The 25,751-nt window shown below is 73.5% G+C and carries 22 protein-coding genes and 1 pseudogene; 15 read left to right on the top strand and 8 right to left on the bottom strand.

Translation table 11 applies throughout. The features are described from left to right. Window positions 1–3: 3 nt before the first annotated feature. Together ABZW17_RS12545 and ABZW17_RS12550 are read right to left on the bottom strand one after the other, a co-directional pair. On the bottom strand, window positions 4–729 hold the full coding sequence (locus tag ABZW17_RS12545) for an ABC transporter permease (protein WP_354812612.1): 726 nt from the start codon (window positions 727–729) through the stop codon (window positions 4–6). Further along, a complete protein-coding gene (locus ABZW17_RS12550; protein WP_354812614.1) occupies window positions 726–1,451 on the bottom strand; it encodes an ABC transporter ATP-binding protein in 726 nt (241 codons plus the stop codon). Before ABZW17_RS12550 ends, ABZW17_RS12545 begins: the two co-directional genes overlap by 4 nt. A 226-nt stretch (window positions 1,452–1,677) precedes the next feature. Here ABZW17_RS12550 and ABZW17_RS12555 point away from each other — a divergent pair, with 226 nt between their 5' ends. The 10 genes from ABZW17_RS12555 (at window position 1,678) to ABZW17_RS12600 (ending at window position 12,323) form a co-directional block, all read left to right on the top strand. Beyond that, complete coding sequence (locus tag ABZW17_RS12555) at window positions 1,678–3,318, top strand: beta-1,3-glucanase family protein (RefSeq protein WP_354812616.1); 1,641 nt, start codon at window positions 1,678–1,680, stop codon at window positions 3,316–3,318. A 40-nt stretch (window positions 3,319–3,358) separates the two neighbouring features. Then, a complete protein-coding gene (locus ABZW17_RS12560; protein ID WP_354812879.1) occupies window positions 3,359–4,057 on the top strand; it encodes a response regulator transcription factor in 699 nt (232 codons plus the stop codon). After that, window positions 4,054–5,430: an ATP-binding protein gene (locus ABZW17_RS12565; protein WP_354812618.1), complete on the top strand. Its 1,377-nt coding sequence runs from the start codon at window positions 4,054–4,056 to the stop codon at window positions 5,428–5,430. The genes ABZW17_RS12560 and ABZW17_RS12565 overlap by 4 nt, the downstream gene beginning before the upstream one ends. A gap of 47 nt (window positions 5,431–5,477) precedes the next feature. Next, complete coding sequence (locus ABZW17_RS12570) at window positions 5,478–6,866, top strand: ferredoxin reductase family protein (protein ID WP_354812620.1); 1,389 nt, start codon at window positions 5,478–5,480, stop codon at window positions 6,864–6,866. Window positions 6,867–6,879: 13 nt separating this feature from the next. Then, window positions 6,880–7,341: an FMN-binding protein gene (locus ABZW17_RS12575; protein WP_354812622.1), complete on the top strand. Its 462-nt coding sequence runs from the start codon at window positions 6,880–6,882 to the stop codon at window positions 7,339–7,341. Next, complete coding sequence (locus ABZW17_RS12580; protein ID WP_354812624.1) at window positions 7,338–8,075, top strand: FAD:protein FMN transferase; 738 nt, start codon at window positions 7,338–7,340, stop codon at window positions 8,073–8,075. The genes ABZW17_RS12575 and ABZW17_RS12580 overlap by 4 nt, the downstream gene beginning before the upstream one ends. Window positions 8,076–8,118: 43 nt before the next feature. Then, window positions 8,119–8,622 carry a DUF2231 domain-containing protein gene (locus tag ABZW17_RS12585; RefSeq protein WP_354812626.1) on the top strand — a complete coding sequence of 168 codons (504 nt, stop codon included), beginning with the start codon at window positions 8,119–8,121 and terminating at the stop codon, window positions 8,620–8,622. A gap of 90 nt (window positions 8,623–8,712) precedes the next feature. After that, window positions 8,713–10,356, top strand: a complete 1,644-nt coding sequence (locus ABZW17_RS12590) for a phospholipase D-like domain-containing protein (protein WP_354812628.1) — start codon at window positions 8,713–8,715, stop codon at window positions 10,354–10,356. Window positions 10,357–10,371: 15 nt separating this feature from the next. Continuing rightward, entirely contained in the window at window positions 10,372–11,025 is a 654-nt protein-coding gene (locus ABZW17_RS12595; protein WP_354812630.1) for a DUF2278 family protein, read from the top strand. Between the two features lie 47 nt (window positions 11,026–11,072). Further along, window positions 11,073–12,323, top strand: coding sequence for a cation:proton antiporter (locus tag ABZW17_RS12600; RefSeq protein WP_354812632.1), 1,251 nt, complete (start codon window positions 11,073–11,075; stop codon window positions 12,321–12,323). Here ABZW17_RS12600 and ABZW17_RS12605 read toward each other — a convergent pair. Both ABZW17_RS12605 and ABZW17_RS12610 read right to left on the bottom strand, forming a co-directional pair. Continuing rightward, entirely contained in the window at window positions 12,320–13,453 is a 1,134-nt protein-coding gene (locus tag ABZW17_RS12605; protein ID WP_354812634.1) for an alpha/beta hydrolase-fold protein, read from the bottom strand. The two genes, ABZW17_RS12600 and ABZW17_RS12605, sit on opposite strands and share 4 nt — an antisense overlap. Window positions 13,454–13,472: 19 nt before the next feature. After that, window positions 13,473–13,952, bottom strand: coding sequence for a DUF2076 family protein (locus ABZW17_RS12610; protein WP_354812636.1), 480 nt, complete (start codon window positions 13,950–13,952; stop codon window positions 13,473–13,475). Window positions 13,953–14,123: 171 nt separating this feature from the next. Here ABZW17_RS12610 and ABZW17_RS12615 point away from each other — a divergent pair, with 171 nt between their 5' ends. The 3 genes from ABZW17_RS12615 to ABZW17_RS12625 are packed head-to-tail and all read left to right on the top strand — an operon-like array spanning window position 14,124 to window position 17,075. Continuing rightward, window positions 14,124–14,777, top strand: coding sequence for a response regulator transcription factor (locus ABZW17_RS12615; RefSeq protein ID WP_354812638.1), 654 nt, complete (start codon window positions 14,124–14,126; stop codon window positions 14,775–14,777). Continuing rightward, the gene (locus ABZW17_RS12620) at window positions 14,774–15,865 is read left to right on the top strand and encodes a histidine kinase (RefSeq protein ID WP_354812640.1); all 1,092 of its coding nucleotides are present in this window, start codon (window positions 14,774–14,776) and stop codon (window positions 15,863–15,865) included. The genes ABZW17_RS12615 and ABZW17_RS12620 overlap by 4 nt, the downstream gene beginning before the upstream one ends. Before the next feature lie 46 nt (window positions 15,866–15,911). Then, window positions 15,912–17,075 carry a hypothetical protein gene (locus tag ABZW17_RS12625; RefSeq protein WP_354812642.1) on the top strand — a complete coding sequence of 388 codons (1,164 nt, stop codon included), beginning with the start codon at window positions 15,912–15,914 and terminating at the stop codon, window positions 17,073–17,075. On the opposite strand, the gene ABZW17_RS12630 is transcribed toward ABZW17_RS12625, so the two are convergent. Both ABZW17_RS12630 and ABZW17_RS12635 read right to left on the bottom strand, forming a co-directional pair. Then, window positions 17,066–21,205 (bottom strand): amino acid adenylation domain-containing protein, encoded by a 4,140-nt coding sequence (locus tag ABZW17_RS12630; protein ID WP_354812644.1) that lies wholly within the window; start codon window positions 21,203–21,205, stop codon window positions 17,066–17,068. The genes ABZW17_RS12625 and ABZW17_RS12630 overlap by 10 nt on opposite strands. Further along, window positions 21,202–21,738: pseudogene (locus tag ABZW17_RS12635) on the bottom strand (hypothetical protein); the annotation flags it as partial. The gene ABZW17_RS12630 and the pseudogene ABZW17_RS12635, both read right to left, overlap by 4 nt. A gap of 122 nt (window positions 21,739–21,860) precedes the next feature. On the opposite strand from ABZW17_RS12635, the gene ABZW17_RS12640 reads away from it, so the two are divergent. Then, window positions 21,861–23,492 carry a glycoside hydrolase family 13 protein gene (locus tag ABZW17_RS12640; protein ID WP_354812646.1) on the top strand — a complete coding sequence of 544 codons (1,632 nt, stop codon included), beginning with the start codon at window positions 21,861–21,863 and terminating at the stop codon, window positions 23,490–23,492. A gap of 9 nt (window positions 23,493–23,501) precedes the next feature. Here the strand turns inward: ABZW17_RS12640 and ABZW17_RS12645 are convergent, their stop codons facing one another. Both ABZW17_RS12645 and ABZW17_RS12650 read right to left on the bottom strand, forming a co-directional pair. Continuing rightward, complete coding sequence (locus ABZW17_RS12645; RefSeq protein ID WP_354812648.1) at window positions 23,502–24,002, bottom strand: hypothetical protein; 501 nt, start codon at window positions 24,000–24,002, stop codon at window positions 23,502–23,504. 330 nt (window positions 24,003–24,332) lie between these two features. Then, window positions 24,333–24,632: a winged helix-turn-helix domain-containing protein gene (locus tag ABZW17_RS12650; RefSeq protein WP_354812650.1), complete on the bottom strand. Its 300-nt coding sequence runs from the start codon at window positions 24,630–24,632 to the stop codon at window positions 24,333–24,335. Between the two features lie 185 nt (window positions 24,633–24,817). Between ABZW17_RS12650 and ABZW17_RS12655 the strand changes: the two genes are divergently transcribed. After that, window positions 24,818–25,750: a TerC family protein gene (locus tag ABZW17_RS12655; protein ID WP_354812652.1), complete on the top strand. Its 933-nt coding sequence runs from the start codon at window positions 24,818–24,820 to the stop codon at window positions 25,748–25,750. The last annotated feature ends 1 nt before the right edge of the window (window position 25,751 follow it).

Genomic DNA, 25,751 nt, shown 5'->3' on the forward strand with positions numbered 1-25,751 from the left:
CTCTCACGGTGTGCGGCGGCGCAGGGTGGCCGCGCCCAGCAGGAGGGCGAGGACCGCGCAGCCCGCGATGATGCCGATGTTGCGGACCAGCGTGCCGTCGATCTCCGCCGAGCGGGTCACCTGCGTGAGGGCGTCCACGGCGTAGGACAACGGCAGCACGTCGGACACCGCGCTCAGCAGCCAGCCCATGTCACCGCGCGGGACGAACAGCCCGCACAGCAGGAACTGCGGCAGCACGAACACCGGCAGGAACTGGATGGCCTGGAACTCGGTGCGGGCGAACGCGCTCACGAACAGCCCCAGCGCCGTCCCGAGCAGCGCGTCCAGCACCACGATCAGCAGCAGCGCCCACACCGAGCCGGCGATGGCCAGCCCGAGCCAGGTCAGGGAGATCCCCGCCGCCACGACCACCTGCAGGACCGCGAGCAGGCCGAACGCCAGCGCGTAGCCCAGGATCAGGTCCAGCTTGCCGATCGGCAGCGTCATCAACCGCTCCAGCGTCCCGGTCGTGCGCTCGCGCAACGTCGTCACCGAGGTGAGCAGGAACATGATCGTGAACGGGAAAATACCGAGCAACGCGGGCGCGACCGCGCTGAAGCGCTGCTCCGAATTCAGCACGTACCGCAGCAGGACCATCAGCACGCTGGGCACCGCGACCAGCAGCACGATCGTGCGCGGGTCGTGGCGCAACTGGGTGAGAATCCGCCGGGTGGTGGGGAGTGCGCTCATCGCGTCGCCCCTTCCCGGCCCTTGATCAGCCGCAGGAAGGCCTGTTCGAGGTCGGCGGCGCCGGTCCGGGCGCGCAGGTCGCCCGGGGTGCCCCGGGCCAGCAGCCGGCCCCGGTGCAGCAGCAGGAGGTCGTCGCAGCGGGCGGCCTCGTCCATGACGTGGCTGGAGATCAGCAGGGTGACCCCGCCGGCGGCCAGGGTGTGGAACAGCGTCCACAGCTCGTCGCGCAGCTCGGGGTCGGAGCCGACCGTCGGCTCGTCCAGCACCAGCAGCTGCGGGGTGCCCAGCAGCGCCACCGCCAGGTTGGCCCGGCCGCGCTGGCCGCCCGACAGCCGGCCGACCAGGGTGCGCGCGGACCCGGTGAGCCCGGTCTGCGCGATCACCCGGTCCACATCGGAGGGACCGGTGCCGAGCACCGCGGCGAAGTAGCGCAGGGCCTCGGTCACGGTCAGGTCGGCGTAGATCGCGGGGTCCTGGGTCGCGTAGCCGATCCGCCGCCGCAGGTCCGGGCTGCCCGCCGCGCGGCCGAGCACGGTGACCCGCCCGCCCGCCACCACCTGGACACCGACGATCGAGCGCATCAGCGTGCTCTTCCCGCAGCCGTTGGGACCGAGCAGGCCGGTCACCGACCCCCGCCGGACACCGAACCCGATGTCACGCAGGACGTCGTGCCCGCCGCGGCGGACGCGCAGGCCGGTCACCTCGATCGCCGGTTCGTCCATGGCCCGCTCCTTCCCGCCCCTCATGGTGCGCGCCCGGGCGGCTCCGGGCAAGGACGTCCGGCTCAATCCACAAAGGACGGTGACCGGACCACCGGACGTACTGGTCCGGGCAACGAAAGGGCAGGTTCGTGGTCCGTTAGTCCCCAACCCGGGTGGCCGGATGTTGACCCGGCCGGAACCCGTACCTACCGTCCGGCGGACACGAAAGCCCTTTCCAGGAGGTGCCATGCTGTCGAGGCGTACCTTCGTCACCGCAGGACTGGCGGCCGCCGCGGCCGGCACGCCGCTGTGGGCCGCCCTCGCCGCGCCGGCCGCCCGGGCCGCCGCCGCCCTGCCGTTGACGCTGAAGAACAATTCCGGCAGCGGCACCGTCTACGCCTACATCAGCGGTTCGGACACCGCGGGCCGGCCCGGGTTCGTGACCGCCGACGGCCGGTTCCAGGCGCTGCCCAACCCGTCCGCGCCGGTGACGCCGATCCCCGACTACTCGATTCCGCTGACCGGCTCGGGCGCGCAGCGCACGGTGACGCTGACCGACTACCTCATCGGCGGCCGCGTGTGGTTCTCGGTGGACAAGAAGATCCAGTTCTTCGTCAACCCCGGGCCCGGCCTGGTGCAGCCCGGCTTCACCAGCTCGGACCCGAACTGGCAGACGAACTGGACGTTCTGCGAGTTCACCTACAACAGCGCGAACCTCTACGCGAACATCAGCTACGTCGACATGGTGGCGCTGCCGGTCTCGATGGCCACCACGGGCGCGGCCGGCGCCCAGTCGGTCAGCCCGCTGCCGAGCGGCGCCCTCGGCAGCATCGCCGACGGGCTGCGGGCGCAGCACAACGCCGACGGGGCGCCGTGGGACCGGCTGGTCGTCACCGACGGCGCCGGCCAGGTGGTGCGGGTGCTCGCGCCCGGCCACTCCCCGGTCGACTTCGGCGGGTACTGGACGAACTACCTCAACGCCGTCTGGGACCACTACCGCTCGACGCCGCTGACGATCAACGGGCAGGGCGGCATCGGCTCCTACACGGGCACGGTCAGCGGCGACGCGATCGTGTTCGCCGGGCTGAACACCAACGGGGTGCCGTTCACCAAGCCGAGCGCGGCGGACATCTTCGGCTGCGCGAGCGGGCCGCTGTACAACTCCGGCAGCGACGCCCGGGGCGCGGTCGCGGCCCGGCTGGCCGCGGCGCTGAACCGCAGCAGCCTGCTGGTCGCGGGCGGCGGCAACCAGCCCGACGGCGTGCCACCGTCGCAGTACTACCGCGACGCCACGACGAACCACTACGCGCGCCTGGTGCACCAGTACGCGTCGATCGGCTACGCGTTCCCGTACGACGACGTGGGCCCGACGGGCGCCCAGCCCGTCGACGGCCACCTCCAGGACCCGGCCCCGACGTCCTGGACGGTGTCGCTGGGCGCGGGCGGCGGCACGACCCCGCCGCCGGGCAACGGCGGCACGAGCGCGTACTCGACGATCCAGGCGGAGGCGTACAACGCCCAGAGCGGCACCCAGAACGAGTCGTGCAGCGACACGGGCGGCGGCGTCGACGTGGGCTGGATCGCGAACGGCGACTGGCTGAAGTACGCAGGCATCGACTTCGGCTCGAGTTCCCCGAACCAGTTCGTCGCCCGCCTGGCCTCGGGCGCGGCGGCCGGCGTGAGCGGCGCGATCAAGGCCCGGCTGGACGGGGTGTCGGGCCCGGTGATCGCGGAGATCGACTTCGCGAACAACGGCGGCTGGCAGCAGTGGCAGACGGTGCCGGCCAACATCGTCGGCGCGGCCACCGGCGTGCACGACCTGTACCTGACGTTCTCGGGGAGTTCGGCGGACTTCGTCAACGTCAACTGGTTCACCTTCACCCGCTAGCGAGACGGCCCGCGCGCCCCGGCGGCGGCGCGCGGGCATGATGGCGGCCATGCCGCACCGCGTCCTGCTCGCCGACGACGACCGCGCCATCCGGGAGTCGCTCGTCCGGGCCCTCGACCTCGAGGGCTACCGGGTCACCGAGGTGGCCGACGGGGTCAGCGCGCTCGCCACCGCCCGGCGGGACGAGTTCGACGTGATCGTCCTCGACGTCATGATGCCGGGCGTCGACGGGCTCGGCGTCTGCCGGGTGCTGCGGGCCGAAGGCGACCCCACGCCGATCCTCATGCTCACCGCGCGGGTCGAGACCCCCGACCGGGTGGCCGGGCTGGACGCCGGGGCCGACGACTACCTGCCCAAGCCGTTCGAACTCGACGAGCTCCTCGCGCGGCTGCGGGCGCTGCTGCGGCGCACCGCGCCCGAGTCCGAACCGGAGGCGCGGCGGACCGTGCGGCTCGGCGAGCTCGCCGTCGACCCGGCCGCGCGGCGGGTGTGGTGGCAGGGCACCGAGATCACCCTCTCGAAAACCGAGTTCGACCTGCTGGAACTGCTCGTCCGCAACGCCGGGATCGTGCTCGACCGGGCCACCATCTACCAGCGGATCTGGGGCTACGAGTTCGGCGCGGACTCGAAGAACCTCGCCGTCTACATCGGCTACCTGCGGCGCAAGCTGGAGCAGGCCGGGGCCACCGGGCTGATCCACACCGTGCGCGGCGTCGGCTACTCGGTGCGGCCGTCGTGAACCTGCGCAGCAAGTTCGCCATCGCCTTCGCCGGGGTCGGTGCCGCGGCGGCGATCCTCGTCGGGGTCTTCAGCTACCAGGCCGCCTCGGAACGGATCGACGCCGAGCTCGACCGGTCGCTGCTGACGACGTCGGCGGAAGTCGCCGCCGGGGCGACGCAGGTCCTCGCGCCGAGCCCGGTCACCCGCGGTCCGGACGACGACCACGACGAGGCCCAGCCCATGGTGGCGCAGGCCATCGCCCCGGGCGGGACCGTCCGCCCGCTCGGCGGCCGCCGGGTGCGCCTGCCGGTCGGCGACCCCGACCGGGCGCTGGCCGCGACCGGCGCCCTCGGCGACCACCGCTACACGGACTTCACCGCCGGTCGCGACGACTACCGGGTCATCACCGTGGCCCTCGGACCCGGCCGCGGCGCCGTCGAGCTCGGCATCGACGTCGACGAATCCCGGCACGTCCTCAAGGGCCTGGCCGCCCGCATCACCGGCGTCAGCGCCCTGGTCCTGGCCGTCGCCGCCCTGGCCGGCTGGCTGCTGGCCCGGCAGATCACCCGGCGGCTGGTCCGGCTGACCGACGTCACCGAGCAGGTCAGCGACGGCCGCCTCGACGACGTCGCCGTGCCCACCGGCGGCCGCGACGAAGTCGGCCGGCTGGCGACGTCGTTCGACCGGATGCTCGGCCGGCTCGCCGACGCCCGCGCCGACCAGGACCGGCTCGTCCAGGACGCCGCCCACGAGCTGCGGACCCCGCTGACCAGCCTCCGCACCAACGCCAGCGTGCTGCGCCGCTTCGGCGAGCTCAGCCCCCAGGCCCGCGCCCGGCTGCTCGACGACGTCGACGGCGAGAGCCGCGAACTGACGCACCTGGTCGACGAGCTGGTCGAGCTCGCCACCCGCCGCTACGAGGCCGAGGAGCCGGCGCCGGTGGCGCTGGGCGAGCTCGCCGAGAGCGCCGCCGAGCGCGTCCGGCGGCGGTCCGGGCGCGCCATCACCGTCGAGGCCGACGCCTCCGCCCTGACCGGCCAGGCGAAGGCCCTCGAACGCGCGGTCGCGAACCTGCTGGAAAACGCCGTGAAGTTCGCCCCCGAAGGGCCGATCGAAGTCGTCGTGCGCGGCGGCCGCGTCGAGGTGCTCGACCGCGGCCCCGGCATCGGCGACGACGACGCGGCCCGCGTGTTCGACCGCTTCCACCGGGCGGACGGCGCCCGCGGCCTGCCCGGCTCCGGCCTCGGGCTGGCCATCGTGCGGGAGATCGCGCAGGCCCACGGCGGATCGGTCTTCGCCGAGCCGCGCCCCGGCGGCGGCGCGGTGGTCGGGTTCACCGTCGGAGCGGATCTTCTCTTACCGAACTCTCACCCTGGTCACGTCGACGGCTAACCGGGCTCGGGAAGGGTGGATCGAGAAGCGATCACCCGAGGAGCCCGATGTCCGCCACCACCACGCTCGCCACCCGCCGCCTCGCGCGGCCCACGGTCCGCCCGTGGTGGCGCGACGCCGCCGGCCTCACGGCCTGGGGGAGCGTGCTCTTCGTGGTCGCGCTCTGGGTGTCCGGCCGCGGCCTGCAGGACCTCGCGAGCGACTTCTTCACCTCCACCGGACGGCTCACCGGGCTGCTGTCGGCGGATCTGCTGCTGCTCCAGCTGCTGCTGATGGCCCGCATCCCGTGGGTCGAGCGCAGCTACGGCCAGGACGAGCTGGCCCGCCGCCACCGGCTCGCCGGCTTCACCTCGATCACGCTGCTGGTCGCGCACCTGGTGCTCATCACCCTCGGCTACGCGGCGGCCGACCGCTCCGGCGTCCTGGGCGAGGCGTGGGCCCTGGTGACGACCTACCCGGGCATGCTCCTGGCCACCGCCGGGACGGCCGCGCTGGGCATGGTCGCGGTGACGTCGGTGCGGGCGGCCCGGCGGCGGCTGCGCTACGAGTCCTGGCACCTGCTGCACCTCTACGCCTACCTCGGCGCCGGGCTGGCCCTGCCGCACCAGCTGTGGACCGGCGCCGACTTCACCGCCTCCCCGGTCGCGACCGCGTTCTGGTGGACCGCGTACGCGGCGGCGGCCGGCGCGGTGCTCGTCTTCCGCGTCGGACGGCCGGTGTGGCTCAACGCGCGGCACCGGCTGGTCGTCGAGGACGTCGTGGTGGAGGCACCCGGCGTGGTCACGGTGTCCCTGCGCGGCCGCGACCTCGACCGGCTGCCCGTCGCGGCCGGCCAGTTCTGCGTCTGGCGGTTCCCCGCCGGACCCGGCTGGACGCGCGGCAAGCCGTTCTCCCTCTCCGCCGCCCCGGACGGGCAGCGGCTGCGGATCACCGCGAAGGACCTCGGCCCGGGCAGCCGGCGGCTGGCCACCCTGCGGCCGGGCACCCGGGCGTTCTTCGAAGGCCCGTACGGCCGGCTGACCGCGACCGTCCGAAAAGGATGGAAGATCGCGCTGTTCGCCTCCGGCATCGGGATCACGCCGGTGCGCGCGCTGCTGGAAGAACTCCCCTACCGGCCCGGCGAAGCCGTGCTGTTCCACCGCGCCGGGCGCCCGGCGGACCTGCTGTTCCGCCAGGAGCTCGAAGACCTCGCGGCCCGCCGCGGCATCCGGATCCACTACCTGCTCGGCCGGCGCGCCCCCGGCCGCGTGTCCTGGCTGCCGGCCGGATACGCCCCGGTGCCCGACGAGCAGGTGCTGCGCCGCCTCGTGCCCGACATCGCCGAGCACGACCTCTACGTCTGCGGCCCCGACGCCTGGACCGGCGCCGTGCTCGACAGCGCCCGCCGCGCCGGCGTCCCCGCCGAACGCGTCCACCACGAACGGTTCGCCTGGTAGGAAAGGACTTCCGATGCGCAGGATCGCCATCGCGGCCGCGGCGACCGTCTCCGTCGTCGTGCTGCTGTTCAGCTACCGCACCAGCACGGACCAGACACCGGTCGCGGCCACCGGCCGCCCGGCCGGCGGGGCCCAGCCGTCGCGCACCACGAGCCCGCCGCCGGCCGCGAACCCGTCCGCGACCACGGGCACCACCGGCGACGGGACGTTCACCGGCGACGCCGCCGACACCCGCTACGGCCCGGTCCAGGTCCGGATCACCGTCGCCGGGGGCCGCATCACCGCGGCGGACGCGATCGACTACCCGCAGGAGAGCGGCCGCGACGTCCGGATCAACACCGAGGCCGTGCCGGAGCTGAACCAGGAGACGCTGCAGGCCCAGAGCGCGCAGATCGACACGGTCAGCGGCGCCACCTACACCTCCGAGGGCTACCAGCAGTCCCTGCAGTCGGCGATCGACCAGGCCCACCGGTGACCACCGCGTCCCGCCGGTCGTGGACGCGGGCCGTCATGGGCACGCAGGCCAGCCTCCACCTGCGCGGGCGGCGCATCGACAGCGATCCCGCGGTCGAACCCGCCGTCGCCGCCGTCTTCGGCGGCCTGCGCTGCGCCGACGAGCTGTTCAGTACCTACCGGCCGGACAGCCAGGTCAGCGCGCTGCGCCGCGGGCGGCTCCCGCGGGCCCGGCGGCACCCGTGGCTCGTCGAAGTCCTCGCGCTGTGCGAAGAAGCGCGGGACCGCACCGAAGGCTACTTCGACGCGTGGCTGCCCGGCGGCTTCGACCCGTCCGGTCTCGTCAAGGGCTGGGCCGCGGAGAAGGCCGCCGAGCACCTGGCCGGCCTGTGCGGGTTCGACCACTACCTCAACGTCGGCGGCGACATCACCGCCCGGGTCGGCGTGACGACCGCCCCGCCGTGGCGGGTCGCCGTCGAAGATCCCACGGACAAGACGGCGTTCCTGGCGATCCTCGAGCTGCGCACCGGCGGCGTCGCGACGTCCGGCACGGCCGCCCGCGGCCACCACATCGTCGACCCGCACACCGGCGCCCACCCGGGCGACCTGCTCGCCGTCACGGTCACCGGCCCCACCCTGCTGTGGGCCGACGTGTTCGCCACGGCCGCGTTCGCCCGCGGCGGCGACGACGTCGAGACCTGGGTGGCCACCCGGGCCCCCGGTTACGAGGTCGCCACGCTCGCCCGCGCCCCCTGACGCCGGGCCCGCCCCGGACCCCGCACCCTCCACAAAGGACACCATGACCACCGTCAACGGCCTGCCCGCCCACATCCTCCTCGTGCACGCCATCGTCGTGCTGCTGCCGCTTTCCGCCCTCCTGCTGGTGCTCAGCGCCCTGTGGCCGGCCGCGCGCGCCAAGCTCGCCCTGCCCAACGCGATCCTGTCGGTCGTCGTCGTCATCCTGGTCCCGATCACCACCGACGCCGGCGAATGGCTCGAACGGCGGGTCGCGCGGACGCCGCTGGTGCGCACCCACACCGAGCTCGGCGACACCGCGATCTGGGTGGCGATCCCGGTGGCCGTGCTGGCGCTGCTGGTGTGGTGGCGCGCGCGGGAGACCACGGCGAAGGCCCGCCGCACCTTCCTCGCCCCGGCGTCGACGGCGGTCACCGTGGTGCTCGCGGCGCTGTCCGTCGCGGCCGCCGGCGCGGCGGTCTTCGACGTCTACCGCATCGGCGACTCCGGCGCCCAGGCCACCTGGCAGGGGCAGGTCGGCACCGCGCCGGCGCCGGGCGGGCACTGAGCCCGTAACGGCCGTCGCGTCCCGCGCGACCCATGAGTGCCGGGGCGGATCCGCTGCCGAACGGACGGCCGGCGGGCTGGAGGCACGACCATGCGGAGCCGCGTTACGGCCGATTCGTTGCAGGTCCACGTCGTGGCCGGATCCGCCGTCGTGCTCTTCGGGATCGACCTGCCCAAGCGGGCCACGAAGGGGCTGCTCGGGTTCGCCATCGAGCGCACCGATCCGGCCAAGAAGGAACGCTACTGGCTCCGCGGCATGAAGGTGTTCGAGGAAACGTCACACGGAATTCCCCCGGGCACCTCGGTGAGCCTGCGCGAGCACCCGGTGCAGGGCTTCCAGTGGGGCGACTACACCGCCGAGCCGGACCACGAGTACACCTACCGCGTCGTCGCGCTCTACGGGAAACCGAAGAACCTGGAGGTGCGCCGCGAAGTCTCGGTGACCATCCGCACCGAGCCGGTCGACACGGGAACGCACGCGATCCACTTCAACCGCGGGGTCGCCGCCAGCCAGGCGTACGCGCAGCGGTTCGGGCGGCCGCCGCGGCCCGGCGACCGCAGCGATCCGGCGTACACCTGGCTGTCCCGCGGGCTCGAGGAAGCCCTCGTGAAGTTCGTCGCGTCGGCCACCGGCCCCGGGTTCGCGCTGCGCGGCTCGGTCTACGAGTTCTCCTACCCGCGCGTCCTCGACGCCCTGAAGGCCGCCGCGGACCGCGGGGCCGACGTCAAGATCGTCTACGACCGGCGCGGCCGGGCGAGCACCGACCCGAAGCGCGCCAAGGTGTGGCAGCAGTCGGAGCCGGCCATCGCCGCCGCCGGGCTCGGCGCGTGCATGATCCCGCGGAAGACCAACAGCGCCATCTCGCACAACAAGTTCCTGGTGCTGCTGCGGGACGGCGAACCGCAGGCCGTCTGGACCGGGTCGACCAACATCACCTGGGGCGGCCTGTTCGGCCAGTCCAACGTCGGGCACCTCCTCCGCGACCCCGCGATCGCCGCCGGGTACCTCGACTACTGGACCCGCCTGGCCGCCGACCCGGACTACGACGGGATCCGGCCGGCCGACACCACCGCCACACCCACCCCGGCCACACCGCCCCCGGCCGGGATCTCGCCCGTGTTCAGCCCGCGGACCACCCTGGACCTGATCGACTGGTACGCCGCCCAGGCCGGGCGCGCGCGGAAGTCGTTCTTCATGACCGCGGCGTTCGGCGTGCACGACAAGATCGCCGAAGCGATCGCCGCCGAGTCCGACGTGCTGCGCTACCTCGTCCTCGAAGAGCCGCCCGACAGCGGCGACGTCGAGTTCACCCGCGACCACGACGTCAAGGTCGCCGTCGGCTCGCTGCTGAGCACCGACATCCTCGACCGCTGGACCAAGGAACAGCTGACCGGCCTGAACGTCCACGTCCGCTACACCCACACGAAGTTCATGCTCGTCGACCCGCTCGGCGACGATCCGCTGGTCGTCACCGGCTCCGGCAACTTCAGCGACGCCTCGGTGCACGAGAACGACGAGAACATGCTCGTGATCCGCGGCGACACCCGGGTGGCCGACACCTACCTCGGCGAGTTCATGCGGCTGTTCAACCACTTCTACTTCCGCTACCTGCAGCAGAAGTTCCGCGACGACGACCCCGCGAAGGTCGTCTACCTCGCCCCCGACGACAGCTGGGTCCCGCGCTACTACAAGCGTGACACGCCCAGCTACCGCCAACGGCTGTTGTTCCGCTGACCCGAGGAGGAACCGATGCCGCTGCCCGGCTACGGCGTCCTGATCGGCACGCTGGTCTCGTTCACCCGGGAGGATCCGAACGACTTCGGGTCCTGGTACCACGGCAAGCTGACCGTGCAGGCCCCGCCGGGTGAGTACGAGTGCGCGGTCGACGTGTCGACACCGAGCGGTGTTCCGGTGCAGTACCGCGAAGTCCGCGCGCTCGATGCCGGGCTGTTCTCGGCTGTTTCGGGCCTCGGCCCCGGCTGGCACCCCCTGGCCCGCGACGCGGCTTCCGGCGCGCTGGACTACCTCCGCTCGCCGTTGCTGCGCGGCCGCGGCTGTGTGACGCTGGTCGCGAACCCCGTGGCGGCGCTGGTCAACGCGATCCTGCGCTCGCCGCGGTTCGGCTGGGTCGAGAGCACCGCGGACAACGCGCTGAACCTGCTGGAGCAGCGGCTGAGCGGCTGCCGCCGGGTTTACGTGTTCGGGGCGCCCTACAGCCACGGCCTCGGTGTCCACGACATCCACTACAACCAGGGTGACCCGCCCGGGCAGTTCCAGCACCTCGACGGCATCTGGCAGGACGGCGGCACCGTGATCGAGTCGGCGGCCGGCGAGCTTTCGGCGTTCCTGACGAAGTTCAAGACCCAGGTGCTGGAGACCGACGACAACGGCCTGCCCGCCTGAGCGGGTCGCTCCCTCCTTTTTGGACCGTTTCGGCGACAATGGGTGGTATGAACCTGCTGCTGCTCGCCGCCGCGGTCGCGATGGTCGTCCGCTCGCTGGCGGCGGCCCGGCTCGACCGGTGGAACCTCGGGGCGCCGGTCGTGATGGTGCTGGCCGGGGCGGTGGTCGGGCTGGTGAACGAGGACTCGATCGCGGCCGTGCTGAACACCGACGCGGTGCAGCACGCGGCCGAGATCATCCTGGCGGTGCTGCTGTTCGTCGACGCCACCGAAGTCCGCGGCGGCCGCCTGTGGGGCGGCTACCCCGGGCTCGTCGCCCGGGTCCTGCTGATCGCGCTCCCGGTCAGCCTCGCGCTGGCGGCGGTGCTGGGCTGGCTGCTGTTCCCGGATCTGCCGTGGGCGGTGCTGCTGCTGATCGCGGGCGTCACCGTGCCGACCGACTTCGCCCCGGCGGAACGCCTGGTGCGCGACCGGGCGCTGTCGATGCGGGTCCGCAGCGTGCTCAACGTGGAAAGCGGCTACAACGACGGAATCGTCTCCCCGCTGTTCCTGTTCGCCCTCATCCTGGCCGGCGACCGCACCCAGGAACGGTCCCCGCTCGACGCACTGGCGACGGCCCTGCCCTTCGCGGTCAAGGCCGTCGTGGCCGGGGTCGTGCTCGGGTCGGTCCTGGCGTGGCTGCTGGACCGCGCCCACCACGCGGGCTGGATCACCCCGCAGTCCGGCCGCATCGCGGTCCTGCTCGCGCCCCTGCTGACGTACACGGCCACGGTGGCGATCGACGGCAACGGGTTCGTCGCCTCGTTCGTCTGCGGCATCGCCTTCCGCTACGTGCACCGGCTCCGCAAGGCCCGCCGCGTCCACGAAGGCCACGGCGACCGCGCGGAGGTCCGGGCCGACGCGCTGAGCAAGGACCTGCACCTGCTGGAGGACGTCACCACCCTGCTGACCACGACGATGTGGTTCGTCGTGGGCATCGCGACGGTCCTGGCGTTCTCGGTGGGGGTCACGTGGCAGGTGGTGGTGTTCTGCGCGGGCGTGCTGACGGTGGTCCGGGTGGGACCGGTGGTCCTGTCCCTGCTCGGCTCGAGGCTGTCCGCCCGGGAGCGGCTGCTGGTGGGAGCGTTGGGCCCGCGCGGCACGACGACGATCGTGTTCGGCCTGCTGGCGTTCAACCGCCTGCCGGAGGGGCCCGCGGCGGACACGATCCTGGTGATCACGGTGGTGTGCGTACTGGGCAGCGTGGTGCTGCACGGCATGGGCGCGAAGCCGGTGATGGTCCTGGCGAACCGGCGTTAGCGGCGGGGTCCGCCTTCGAAGACCTCCGCCGCGAACGCCAGCAGGTACGGCAGCGACACCCGCGCCGTCCGCCAGGTGTGCCCCAGCCCTTCCTCCACGCGCACCTCCGCCCGCTGGCCGCGCGCCCGGAAGCCCTCCGCGAGCCGCCGGATCCCTTCGACGTCGCCGGGCGCCTCCGCCCCCGCCGTCAGGATCGCCGACACCGGGCTCGGGAACCGCATCGTGCGCAGGTAGTCCCGAGGCGTGTTCGCCGCCAGCAGGGCCGGGTCCTCCCCCAGCCGGTGGCGGTTGTCCGGGACGTCGTACGGCATCGCCAGCAGCAGCGCGCCGAACTCGTCCCCGTGGTGCAGGCCGATGTTCAACGCCGCGAACGCGCCGCCCGACATGCCACCGAGGGCTCGGTGGGCGCGGTCGGGCCGGGTCCGGTAGCGCCGGTCGATCACCGGGACCACGCTGCGGGTCAGGTAGCTCTCCAGCTTCGGGCCGCCCGGGACGTCGAGGCCCTCCCAGTCGCGGCGGGCGCGGCCGGCGGTGAGGTCGACGCTCACCACGATCATCGGCGGCAGGGCCCCGAGGCGGGCGAACTGCCGCAGCGTGCCCGGTGCGTCGCCGGCCGCCAGCCAGTCCTCCGGGCCGCCGGGGTTGCCGTGCACCAGGTACACCACCGGGTACCGCCGGTTCGCGTTCGCCGCGTCCGCGTAGCCCGGCGGGAGCAGGACGTAGTTGCGGCCGCCCGGCACCGCGTTCGCCGGGTCGGCGACCACCATCCGCTCGACCGCCGGGCCGTCCGGGCCGCCCAGCCGGATCTGGCGGGTGCCCGGCATCGAGCCGTCCTCCTCGAACACCCGGCCCAGGTCGCGCAGCGGGCCGCCGCCGCGCTGGAGCAGCAGCACCAGGTCCGTGCCCGACCGCACGTAGCCGACGTGGCCGTTGACCGCGGTGAGGGTGGCGAGCAGGACGCACACCGTGGTCACCGCGATCCCGCACCGGCGGGCGGCCCGGCGCCGGCGCACCAGGAAGGTGACCGCCACGCACGCGACCGCCAGCGCCGCGCACGCAAGCCAGATCCAGGGCGATTCGAGCGGGCCCGGCTCCCGGGCGTGCCGGACCACCTCGTCGGGGACCGGCACGCTCAGCACCGCGACCCGCTCACCACTGCTCGCCGTCGTCCCAGCCGACCGGGTCCCCCCAGCCGTCGCCGTGCTGCTCCTCATGCCCGCCGAACGCCTCGTTCAGGCCCTGGAACAGCAGCGCGCCGCCGGCCACCCCGACGGCCGCGGCCGCGGCCGTCTTCAGGAAGCCGCCGCCGGAGCGGCCCGGCGGCCCCTCGGCCGGCGCGGCCTGGTCGCGGTGCTGCCCGAACGCCCGGGACAGGAAGCCGCCACCCGCGGCCGGAGCGGGCGGCGGGGTGGCGGCCGGCGCCGCCTGCAGCGCGGCGATCCGCGCCTGGGCCGTCCGCAGTGCGTCCTCCTGCACCAGCACGGCCTGCACGAGCAGGTACAGCGCGTCCGGCTGGGCGCCGACATGGTGCGCGATCAGTTCGGCGGCCTGCGGGTCCTTCGGCACCGGCTGGGCCTGCCGCAGCCGCTGCGCCAGGCCGAGGATCAGCTCGCGGTCCTGGTTCTCCATCGGGAACTCCTTTCCTCGCCGTCCATGCTCGGCGCGGGGCACCCCCGCCGGACACCGGTGACCCGGCCCGAACTCCCCGCCACCCGGCTGCCGATGTCCAGCCGGTCGGCGGGCCCCCGGTCGCCGGGTCCCGGCTGGCGCGGCCCGGCCGGTCCCGGTGAGACTGGGCGCATGGTTCGAGTGATCGTCGTCGACGACGAGGAGCTGGTGCGCTCCGGATTCCGCCTCATCCTGGAGGCGGCGGGCGACATCGAGGTCGTGGCGACCGTGACCGGCGCGGACGCGGTCAAGGAGGTCGGCCTGCACGCCCCCGGCGTCGTCCTGCTCGACATCCGGATGCCCGACGTCGACGGCCTCACCGTGCTGCGGCAGCTGCGCGGCCTGCCGAACCCGCCGGTCGTGGCGATGCTCACCACGTTCGACTCCGACGAGTACATCGCGACGGCGCTGCGTTCGGGCGCGGCCGGGTTCATCCTCAAGGACACCGCACCCGAGCAGCTGGCCCAGCTCGTCCGCACGCTGGCCGCCGGCGGCGTGGTGCTCTCGCCGAAGGTCACCCGCACGGTGGTGGACGGCTACCTCGACTCGGGCGCGGGGTCCGCCGCGGCGGCGCAGACCGGCCGGCTGTCCGAGCGCGAACAGGCCGTCCTCGTGCTCATCGCGGACGGACTGTCCAATGCGGACATCGCGAAGAAGGTCCACGTCAGCGTCGGCACGGTCAAGGACCACGTGTCCGCCATCCTCACCAAGCTCGGCGTCGGCAGCCGGGTGCAGGCGGCGCTCGTCGCCCAGCGCGCCGGGTTGCTCGAGAACCGGCCGTCGTGACGCGGTGGCAGGCGCTGCTCGCCGACGCCGGCCTGATCGCCGTCGCCGCGCTCGACGCCGCGTTCAACCAGCCCGGCGAGCCGGTGACCGTCGGCGCCGCGGTCCTGGCCGTCGGGGCCCTGCTGGTCCGGCGCCGCCTGCCCATCCCCGCGTTCGTGCTCACCCTGCCCGCGCTCGTCCTGGTCGGCTCGATGATCGCGGCGCTCGTCGCGCTCTACAGCGTCGCCGTCCGGTACTCCTCCCGGCCCCTGCTCGCGGCCTGCGGCACGGTCGCCGCGGTCGGCTACTTCTTCCCCGGCCTGGAGCTGCCGTATTCGCAGTCCGACGCGGTGCTCACCGCCATCTACGCGACGATGACCGCGGCCGCGCCGATCTTCTTCGGCCGGCTGGTCCACGCGCGCCAGGAGCTCGCGCTGCGGCTGGCCGACATCCGGGCGGCGCGCGAGCACGAACGCGAGCTCGACGCGCAGGCGATCCTGGCCAAGGAACGCAACCAGCTGGCCCGCGAGATGCACGACGTCGTCTCCCACCAGGTCAGCCTGATCGCCGTGCAGGCCGGCGCGCTCGGCGTCTCCACCGCCGACCCGCGGGTGAAGGCGGCGGCCGAGAACGTCCGGCAGCTGTCGGTCGGCACGCTCGACGAGCTGCGGCACATGGTGAACCTGCTGCGCGCGTCCGGCAGCCGGACCACCGGGCTGACGCCGCAGCCGACACTGTCCGATCTGGACCGGCTGATCGCCGGCAGCGGCATCGAAACGCGGCTGACCGGCGCCGCGCCCGAGGGCATCGACACGGCGGTCCAGCGGACCATCTACCGGACCATCCAGGAGGCCCTCACCAACGTCCGCAAGCACGCCCCGGGCAGCACGGCGACGGTGGCGTTCGCGCACGACGACACCGATCTGGCGGTCACCGTCACCAACACCCCGCCGACCCGCCCGACGCTGGCGCTGCCCAGCGCCCGCCACGGGCTCGTCGGGCTCCAGGAGCGCGCCGCGCTGCTGGGCGGGACGGTCCGGGCGGCCCCGGCGGGCGACGGCGGGTTCCGGCTCGAGCTCCGGCTGCCCCGCGCGCAGCCCGGCCGTTAACATGCGCCGTGATCACGGCGGTGGCCGTGCCGATCGGAAGGCCGGGATGACGGGCGAACGCGAAGTCGAAGCCGCCGAGCAGTGGTTCCGGCGGCGCGGGCTGCCCGCCGTCGTCCGGGGCCGCCCGGCGCGGCTGCTCGTGCGCACCACCCCGGCCGTCGCGTTCATCGCGGCCTGGCAGCTGCTGACCGCGGTGCTGTCCGCAGTGGACGGTGAGACGGACGCGGAGTTCGACCGGCTGCTGGAGAGCGACGTCTTCGCGCTCGGCTACACCGCCCTGCTGGTGGGCTTGGTGGTGCTGCCCGCCCTGGGTTCCTGGCTCACCGCCCGGTGGGTGCGGCGCAAGCTGGCCGGCCGCGGCGGCGCGGTACCGGCCGCGGTGCTGGCGGGCGGGTTCGTGTTCGCCGTGCCGGTCGCGGACGGGATCATCGCGGGCGACTCGGTCCCGCTCGGCCTGGTGACCCAGCTGGCCATCCTGGCCGGCCTGTTCGCGGCGGCGTTCGCCGGCGTGGGTTCGATCGTCGGCTGGGCGCTGCGGGCGGCGTTCCGCCAGACGCAGCTGCTGGGCGAGCTGACGAGCCGGGCCCTCCCGCTGCTCCTGCTGTTCACCGTGTTCGGCTTCTTCACCACCGAGATCTGGCAGGTCGGCGCGGCCCTGCCGCGGCAGCGGATGTGGCTGGTGGTCGGGCTGTTCGCCCTCGTGGCGGTGGTGTTCCTGCTGGCGATGCTGAAGGACGAGGTCTCCCGGCTCACGCAGTCGCGGACGGTCCCGGTCGGCCTGGAGAAGCTGCGCGACACCCCGCTCGCGTCCTTCACGGCGGACGGCGAGCGGGTCCCGCTGACGAAGCTGGAACAGGCGAACATGATCCTCGTCCTGGTGCTGACCCAGGTGCTGCAGACGCTCGTGCTGGCGACGCTGGTGTTCGTGTTCTTCGTGGTGTTCGGGATCATCGCGGTGCAGCACTCGGTGATCAAGGCGTGGATCGGCCGCGACCCCACGAGCGGGACGCTGTTCGGCATCCAGCTGCCGATCCCGCAGGAGCTGCTGCAGGTTTCGCTGTTCATCGCGGCGTTTTCGGGCCTGTACTTCGCGGCGTCGACGGTGACGGACGCGAAGTACCGCAGCGCGTTCTTCGACCCGCTGGCCGACCACCTGGCGGTGAGCCTGGTGGCCCGGGACCGCTACCTGGCCCGGCTCGCTCAGGCGTGACTGTGCGCTCCTCCCCCGTGCGGCAGCGGCGGCGCCTGCCGGGCGGGCGCCGGTTGCTCGCCCGGGACCGTGAACGTGCGCTCGAACTGCAGGAACGGCCGTGTCGGCGGGGCCGGAGCCACCTGCGGGCGGCCGGAGCGGAACGGGTAGGTCCGCAGCTCCGGGTTCGTCCGCGGTGACGGCGCCTTCTGCTCCTTCGTCGGCACCCCCGCGTACCGCAACCGCGGCAGCAGGCGCTCCTGCTTCATGATCACGCTGTGCGGTGCCACATACGCGTATTCGCCGATTTCCGCGCCGTACAACGGAACCGTGCCGTGGGACAGCGTCGAATGCGCGCCGACGTACACGTGGTCGATCTTGAGCACGCGGTCCTCGAACGTGTGGGCCTGGAACATCGCGCTGACCGTCGCCCCGTCGCCGAAGTGCAGCATGTCCGGGTCGACGACCTGGGCGAATCCCTCGCCGAGGACCACGCGCTTGCCGATGCGCATGCCCGTGCGGCGCAGGTACAGGGGCAGCATCAGGGTGCCCTCCAGCGCCGAAAGCACGCCGCTCGCGATGACGCCCCAAGCGACGTACAGGAAGTCCCAGCGGCTGCACCAGCACGACCACAGCGGGTGCACCCCCGGTTTGACCCGGCCGAGCAGCCCCCACTTGAGGGCCAGGACGATCAGGCACGGCAGGATCGCCGTCAGCACCGCCACGATCGCCGCGCCCGGGAAGACGAACGCGGCCAGCGGCAGCACCCGCACCGCGTAGGCGGTGAGCGCGAACCACGCCGTCAGCACGGCCAGCGGCACGACCGGCAGGGCGAACCGCAGCCACTCCCAGAACACCCGGGTGACCACGCGGGCGAACGACGGGTCGTGGGTCAGGCTGCGGTCGGTTTCGACGATTTCGCGGCGCGGCAACAGGATCGGCGAGTGGCCGAACCACGACGTGCCGGGCCGCATGATGCGGTCGTCGGCGACGGTGCAGACGCCGATCAGGATGTCCGGTGGCAGCCGCTGCCCGCCGGGGATGACCGCGTGGTTGCCGAGGAACGTGTCGTGCCCGAGGCGCACCCGGGCCAGCGTCACCGTGCCCTGCTGGATGCGGGGGCCGCCCAGGTAGATGCCGTCGGCGAAGAACGTGTCCGGCCCGATCTCGACCAGCTCCGGGACGACGTCGATGATCGTGCTGATCTCGCAGCCGCGGCCCACCTCCATCCCGGCCCAGCGCAGCCACACCGGCCAGAACAGCCCGCCCGAGAGCCAGTTCCCGGCCGTGGTGACCAGCCCGGTCTTGAGCGACACCCGGATGTAGGCGAGGCTCCACCGGCTGATCACGCCTTCGCGGACCTGGCCGAGCAGCCGCGCGCTGATCGCCTCCAGCCACACCCCGGCCAGCAGCGAAAGGCAGGCCGACAGCGCGAACACGGCCATGAACTGCCCGTGCGCCCACGGCTGCGTGAACGCCGCGAGCACGTCCGGGTAGGTGATGCCGAAGGCCAGCACCAGGGCGATCGTGACGGCCGAGAACGGCAGGGCGAACAGCCAGCCGAACGCCGCCCGGGCCGCGATGGTCGCCAGGCCGTGGGCGAACGGCGAGAGCAGGCTGCCCGCGACGACCGGGACCGGTGCCCGCGGCGCGGGCCCGGCGTCGTGCGCGGGGACGCCGTCCCAGCGGCGGCCGTCGGGCACCGCGGTGCCCGGCGGCAGCGAAGACAACGCGGTGAGCCAGGCGCCCCGGCCGAGCCGGGTGTTCGGGGACATCCCCGCGCGGACGTCCACCGTGGCCCCGCCGGCCACGGTGATCCGGCCGATCGTGAGGTGCCCCTCGGCCAGCTGGACCGTGCCCAGCGAGGCGTCCTGGCCGATGGTGGCGTCGTCGCCGATGTCGAGCAGGTCCCAGCCGCCCTGCACGACGTCGACGCCGCGGTGGATGTGCACGCGCTTGCCGATGCGCGCGCCGAGCGAGCGCAGGGCCATGTTCTGGAACTCGGTGCCGGCGATGGTCCCCCACGGCACGAACCGCAGCAGGTGCCGCACGATCCACAGCCGCAGGTGGAAGCCGCTCCACACCGGCACCCGCATGGGTTCGAACCTGCCGATGAGCAGCCGTTTCGCCCGCACGGCGAAGAACACCGCCACCGGCGTCCAGCCGAAGCCGGCCACCAGCAGCGCCACCGGGGCCAGCACGATCAGCGGGACCAGCCCGATCCGCTCGGCCAGCCAGGGCAGCACGACGAACGCGGCGAACCAGCCCAGCGGCGCGGCGATCGCCAGCTCGGCGAGCAGCCACGCCGCCTGCGCGAGCGTGATGGCGACGGCGCTGCGCGCGGGCGCCGCGACCGCGTCCAGCTCGTCGTGGGTCACCGGCGCGGCGAGCTTCGCCAGCCCGGACACCGTTCGCGCGCTGTAGACGTCGCGGACCGCGATGGCCTCGGTGAGCGGGTTGCCGCGCAGCTTGGAGATGAGCATCGCGGCCTGCAGCGAGCTGCCGCCCAGGTCGTCGAAGAAGTCGTCCTCGAACCCGACGTCGGTGGTCTCGAACACCTCGCCCAGGGCACCGGCGATGAACTGCTCGAGCTCGGTGCCGGTGGTGGTCTCGGCCGCGTGGCGCCGGGCGGTGGCGAGCACGGGCAGGTCGGTGCGGCGCAGCTTGCCCCCGGCGCTGCGCGGCAGCGTCTCCACCTCGCCGAAGACGGCGGGGATCATGTATACCGGCAGGGCTTTCCGCAGGTGGTCCTTGAGCTCGGCGGGGTCCGGCAGGGCGCCGGGACGCTCCGGCACGAGGTGCGCGGCGATCACCTGGCCCGCGCCTTCGCCCTGGACCCGGCAGGCGGCCTCGCGCACGCCGGGGTGGCGCGCGAGGGACGCCTCGATCGCCTCCAGCTCGATGCGGTAGCCGCGCAGCTTGACCTGCGAGTCGATCCGGCCGTGGTAGAAGAGCGTGCCGTCCGGCCCGGCCGACACGAGGTCGCCGGTCCGGTAGAGCCGGCCGAGCCGCGGGTGCTGCGGGAACTTCTCGGCGGTGAGCTCCGGCTTGCCGTGGTAGCCGAGCGCCAGCCCGGCGCCGGTCATGCACAGCTCGCCCTTTTCGCCGGGGCCGACCGGTTCGAGCCGGTCGTCGAGCACCAGGGCCCGCATGCCGGGCACCGGACGGCCGATCGCGACCGGCTTGCCCGGTTCGACGTCCGCGCGCAGGCACGTCACGGTGCACTCGGTCGGCCCGTAGCCGTTGACCATCCGGCGGCCCGGCGCCCAGCGCTCGGCGACGTCGGGGGGCAGCGCCTCCCCGCCGACGTAGAGCAGCCGCAACTGCGGCAGTTCACGCCGAGGGTCCTCGCACGCGGCCGCGCGCAGCAGCGTCGGGGGCGGGCAGAGGACGGTGATCCGTTCGTCGCGCAGCCACGGCACGAGGTCGGGGCCGAGGCGGGCCGTTTCGTCGTCCATCACGACGGCGGTGGCCCCGCACGCCCACGCCATCCACGCTTCCTCCACGGAGGAGTCGTAGGCGGGCGACGAGCCCTGGGCCACCCGGTCGCCGGGCCCGAGGCCGAACTCGGCGACGTCGGAGCGGATCAGGTTGACCACGCCCTGGTGCCCGACGAGCACGCCCTTCGGCTTGCCGGTGGTCCCCGAGGTGTAGATGACGTAGGCCAGGCCGGCCGGTGCCGCCGGGGCGATCACCGGCTGCGCCGCGGGCTCGGCGGTGCCGTCGATGCGCTGCACCGCGCCGCCGTACCCGGCCCGGACGGCCCGCTCGTGCCCGGCGCGGTCGGTGATCAGCAGCGCGGGCGCGGCGTCGGTGAGGATGTGCCCGAGCTGTTCGTCCGGGAAGGACGGATCGACGCAGACGTAGGCGGAGCCGGCCCGGAGCACGCCGAGCTGGGCGAGGTAGAGGTCTTCGGTGGTGCGGGACAGCAGGATCGCGACGATGCCGGGGCGCCGGACGGCCCGGTGCACCGCGCGCGCCACGATCGCGGACCGGCGGTGCAGGTCGCGGTAGGTGGCGGTGCGCCGCGGCCGCCCGCCCGAGGGCGGGACGTCCACGGCGACCGCGTCCGGCCACCGCCGGGCCGACTCCTCGAAAAAGCGGTGGAGCAGGGCCGGGCCGGCGTCGCGCGGGTGGGGCGCCTGGCTCACGGGCACACCCCGGCGGGTTCGGCGATCCGGCCGTCCAGCACCGCGAGCAGGTACGGCGAAAGCAGCGCGCGGAGGCTTTCGCGGCGTTCGGGCAGCAGGTGGCGGAAGCCCTGGATCGTCCCGTCGCAGCCTGCGGACCCGCACTGGCAGGAGAACGGCTCGGCCATGTCGTACTCGGTGCTGGCGTAGTGGAAGGTGATCTCCGACCACGCCGGGATCGGCCGCAGGCTCAGCACCGACCGGCCGCGGATCACGGCCGTCGGCTCGCAGGCGTGGTTCATGAACCGCCAGTAGTACCGGTCCAGCACCTCCTCGAGCGGACAGCCGGCCGGCATGTCGACGTGGCTGGCCGCGTCGAGCTGGACGGTGAAGCGCGTCGGCGTGGCCGTGATGTCGCCTTCGAGGGTGAACAGCAGCGCGCGGGCGGGCACCGCCTGGTTGGTGACCAGCCGGTACTCGCGGTCGTTGCGGACGACGGCTGCCCGTCGCGTGTCCTCAGCCATCCGTGACCTCCTGGGAAGTTGACCCGAACACCGGAGGCCACGTCGGCCGCGCCCGGAGAGTTCAGCTCCCCCACCCGGCCCGCTCTCAGGATCTTCTCAACGACGCTCTGGTAGCTGCGGCCCGGCCGACCCCGGCGTGCGAGGATCGCGGGGTGTCTGCGACTTCCTCCCGTGCCCGCTCGTTCTGGGACGACGCGGTCGTCTACCAGCTCTACGTCCGTTCCTTCGCCGACAGCGACGGCGACGGCGTCGGCGACCTCGGCGGGGTGATCGGGCGGCTGGACCACATCGCCGGGCTCGGCGCCGACGCGATCTGGCTCAACCCCTGCTACCCCTCGCCGCAGGCCGACCACGGCTACGACATCGCCGACTACCGCGGCGTCAACCCCGAGTACGGCACCCTCGAGACGTTCGACCGCCTGGTCGCCGAGGTTCACGCGCGCGGGCTGCGGATCCTGATGGACCTGGTCCCGAACCACTGCTCGGAGCGGCACCCCTGGTTCACCGCGGCGCTCGCCGCCGGGCCCGGCTCGCCCGAGCGCGCGCGGTTCGTCTTCCGCGACGGCCGGGGCGACGGGCCGCCGAACAACTGGCAGTCGGTGTTCGGCGGGCCGGCCTGGACCCGCGTCACCGAACCCGACGGCACGCCCGGCCAGTGGTACCTGCACCTGTTCACCCGCGAGCAGCCCGACTTCGACTGGCGCAACCCGGAGGTCCGGGCCGAGTTCGACGACATCCTGCGGTTCTGGTTCGACCGCGGCGTGGACGGGTTCCGCATCGACGTCTGCCACGGGCTGATCAAGGACGCGGCGCTGCGCGACTGGGAGGGCGGCGGCTACAACGCCCACAGCTGGAACCAGCCGGAGGTGCACGAGATCTTCCGCCGCTGGCGCGCGCTCACCGCGGGCTACGACCGCGACCTGCTGCTGGTCGGCGAGGTCTGGGTGCCCGACCCGGGAGACCTCGACGCCTACCTGCGCCCGGACGAGCTGCACCAGGCGTTCTCGTTCGACCTGCTCGTCCAGCCGTGGGACGCGGGGGCCCTGCGGGGCGCCGTCGAGCGCGCGGCGGCCCGGACCGCGGTGCACGGCGCCCCGGCGGCGTGGACGCTGGCCAACCACGACGTGCACCGGGCGGTCACGCGCTACGGCATCGTCCGTCCCGAGCCCGCGCCCCCGAGCAACGACGCGTTCGCCGCCCTGATGCGCCCCCGCGGCGAGGTCGACGCCAAGCTGGGCGAGCGGCGCGCCCGGGCCGCGCTGCTGCTGGTACTGGCCCTGCCCGGCTCGGTGTTCCTGTACCAGGGCGAGGAACTCGGCCTGCCGGAGGTCCAGGACCTCCCCGACGAGGCCCGCCAGGACCCGGTGTTCCACCGCAGCGGCGGCCGCGAGAAGGGCCGCGACGGCTGCCGGGTCCCGCTGCCCTGGTCGGCGGCCGCCCCGGCGTTCGGGTTCAGCACGGGCACGCCGTGGCTGCCGCAGCCGGCGTGGTTCGCCGGCTACGCGGCGGACGTCCAGGACGAGACGTCGACGCTGCACCTGTACCGCCGCGCGATCCGGGCGCGGCGCGAACTCGGCCTCGGCGGGCCGGGCGCGGTGGAGTGGCTCGGGACGGGCGAGGACACCGTGCTCGCGTTCCGGCGCGGGGACGTGGTGTGCGTGGTCAACACCGGGGCGACGGACTTCACGCCGCCCGCGGAGTGGGGTGACACCGTGCTGCACAGCGGCGAACCCGGCGTCGTGGCCGCGGACACGGCGGCTTGGCTGGTGACCGCCCGGTCGTAGGGCGGCAGGTCAGGACAGGAAGCCGCCGTACGGGCCCGTGCCGATCGCCGCCTTCTGCCGGGCGTCGAAGTGCGTGTCCGGACAGCGGTAGAACGACGCCGACATCGGGGCGCCGTCCGTTCCGGCGGCGTCCGGCAGGCCGAACGCGTGCCCGAGTTCGTGCACCATGCCGCCGTACCACCGGTTCAGCGGGCCGCCGAGGCCCGCGGCGCCGTCGGCGTCGTGGCCCGGCAGGAGCACCCAGCCGTTGCCGCCGCCCCCGCCGCCGGGTCCCTGCGCGCTGATCTCGGCGACGTTCGGCCACCGGCCGTCCGGGGCGTCCAGGTCGAGCCGGCGGCGGAGTTCGTCCTGCATGTTCGTCACCTCCCACCAGTACCGGTCGGGCCCGGCGGGCGTGGTCTCGTACCACCGGCGGGGGTGGTCGCCGGTGACCACCTCGACGACGGGGTCGCCGAGCCGGAACGTCCGGCCCGGCTCGTGCCGGTAGTACGCCTGCGCTTCCCGCACCACGGCCGCGATGCCGTCGGGTGGCGCCGGTCGAACGGCACGTCGGCGGGCCGCAGCCAGAAGACCCGCACGGTCTGCGGCGGCGGTGCCGCGGAGGGCGCGGACAGGACCGCCGTGGCGAGCAGCACCGGCCCGAGGAACGCACGCAGCATGACACCCCCACCGAAGGCTAGAGAAAGCGCTTCCCGTGGAGACCGGCAAGAGCGGATGCCCACTGCACGTAGATCGGCCGCCCCCGCCGGGCAAGCACGGGAAGATGGCCGGCCCGGGGCGGAGAACCTGGCCGGCGGTCACCCACAGGAGTGGTCTTCGGTCCGCGGCCGCGGACCGCGCTCACCCGGCGGGCGCGGGCTTCCCCGGCTCGAGGCCGAGCGCCGCGACGAGGTCGGCCACCCGGTGGTGCGCTTCCAGCGGGTGGCGCAGCCGGCCTTCCGGGTGGATCTTGTAGTGGTTGCGCCGCCCGACGCGCTCGCGTTCGAGGTAGCCGCCGGCGATGAGGTCGGCGAGGATGAGCTGCACGCCGCGTTCGGTGATCCCCACCCGCGCGGCGATGTCGTGCAGCGTCCGGTCCGGATCCGCGGCCACGCACAGCAGGACGTGCGCGTGGTTGCTGAGGAACGTCCACGAAGCCATACCGGCCACAGTAGACGTCCGAACTTGACAGACGAAGTGGAGTTCGTCATTCTGGTGGCAGCGGAGGGGAGTACCCGCCCGGTCCGGCATCGTCAGTACGGCTGCTCCAGAGCAGCCCGGTGCCGGCGTCACCTTCGGGTGACCGGGGAGACCTCCGGTTCGTCACCGAACCGGAGGAGTGTGTCGTGACTGTCCCGCTGTGGGCCTGGGCCGCCGTGCTCGGCGTCATCCTGGCCATGCTCGCCATCGACCTCGCCGCCCACCGGAAGACCTCCGTGGTCGGCGTCCGCGAAGCGCTCGCCTGGTCCGCCGTCTGGGTCGCGCTGGGGCTCGCCTTCGGCGCGGTGGTCTGGTGGGTCTGGGGCGCGGAGTTCGCGGGCCAGTACTTCGCCGGCTACGTCATCGAAAAGTCGCTGGCGGTCGACAACGTCTTCGTGTTCGCGATCATCTTCGGCTACTTCGCCGTCCCCCGCGAGTACCAGCACCGCATCCTGTTCTACGGCGTCATCGGCGCGCTGGTGTTCCGCGCGGTGTTCATCGCCGCGGGTTCGGTCCTGATCGCGAGCTTCGCCTGGATCCTGTACGTGTTCGGCGCGTTCCTCGTCATCACCGGCATCCGGATGGCGCTGCACCGCGACGAAACGGTCGACTACGGCAACAACCCGGTGCTGCGGGTGTTCCGCCGCCTCGTCCCGACCACCGACGGCGACCACGGCGGCCGGTTCCTGGTGCGCCAGGCCGGCCGCTGGGTGGCGACGCCGCTGCTCGCGGTGCTGGTGCTGATCGAAGTGATCGACGTCGTCTTCGCGGTCGACTCGATCCCGGCGATCTTCGCGGTGACCCAGGAGCCGTTCCTCGTGTTCACGTCGAACGCGTTCGCGGTACTGGGCCTGCGGGCGATGTACTTCCTGCTCGCCGACGTCATGCACCGGTTCGTGTACCTGAAGCTCGGACTGGCCATGGTGCTCGTCTGGGTGGGCGTGAAGATGCTGCTGCTGGACGTCTGGAAGATCCCGACGGCCCTGTCCCTGGGCGTGGTCGCGGCCATCCTCGCGACGGCGATCGGCGCCAGCCTGCTTCGCACCCGGAATGCGCTGGCACAGAAGGAAACGAGCTGAG

Source organism: Amycolatopsis sp. NPDC004625, assembly GCF_040609695.1.
In the GTDB taxonomy this organism is placed as follows: domain Bacteria; phylum Actinomycetota; class Actinomycetes; order Mycobacteriales; family Pseudonocardiaceae; genus Amycolatopsis.

Coding starts and splice junctions, on each gene's coding strand:
- ABZW17_RS12555 (WP_354812616.1), top strand. CDS start 1,678: ATGCTGTCGAGGCGTACCTTCGTCACCGCAGGACTGGCGGCCGCCGCG.
- ABZW17_RS12595 (WP_354812630.1), top strand. CDS start 10,372: ATGCCGCTGCCCGGCTACGGCGTCCTGATCGGCACGCTGGTCTCGTTC.
- ABZW17_RS12615 (WP_354812638.1), top strand. CDS start 14,124: ATGGTTCGAGTGATCGTCGTCGACGACGAGGAGCTGGTGCGCTCCGGA.
- ABZW17_RS12560 (WP_354812879.1), top strand. CDS start 3,359: ATGGCGGCCATGCCGCACCGCGTCCTGCTCGCCGACGACGACCGCGCC.
- ABZW17_RS12590 (WP_354812628.1), top strand. CDS start 8,713: ATGCGGAGCCGCGTTACGGCCGATTCGTTGCAGGTCCACGTCGTGGCC.
- ABZW17_RS12650 (WP_354812650.1), bottom strand. CDS start 24,632: ATGGCTTCGTGGACGTTCCTCAGCAACCACGCGCACGTCCTGCTGTGC.
- ABZW17_RS12610 (WP_354812636.1), bottom strand. CDS start 13,952: ATGGAGAACCAGGACCGCGAGCTGATCCTCGGCCTGGCGCAGCGGCTG.
- ABZW17_RS12625 (WP_354812642.1), top strand. CDS start 15,912: ATGACGGGCGAACGCGAAGTCGAAGCCGCCGAGCAGTGGTTCCGGCGG.
- ABZW17_RS12545 (WP_354812612.1), bottom strand. CDS start 729: ATGAGCGCACTCCCCACCACCCGGCGGATTCTCACCCAGTTGCGCCAC.
- ABZW17_RS12550 (WP_354812614.1), bottom strand. CDS start 1,451: ATGGACGAACCGGCGATCGAGGTGACCGGCCTGCGCGTCCGCCGCGGC.
- ABZW17_RS12585 (WP_354812626.1), top strand. CDS start 8,119: ATGACCACCGTCAACGGCCTGCCCGCCCACATCCTCCTCGTGCACGCC.
- ABZW17_RS12575 (WP_354812622.1), top strand. CDS start 6,880: ATGCGCAGGATCGCCATCGCGGCCGCGGCGACCGTCTCCGTCGTCGTG.
- ABZW17_RS12570 (WP_354812620.1), top strand. CDS start 5,478: ATGTCCGCCACCACCACGCTCGCCACCCGCCGCCTCGCGCGGCCCACG.
- ABZW17_RS12600 (WP_354812632.1), top strand. CDS start 11,073: ATGAACCTGCTGCTGCTCGCCGCCGCGGTCGCGATGGTCGTCCGCTCG.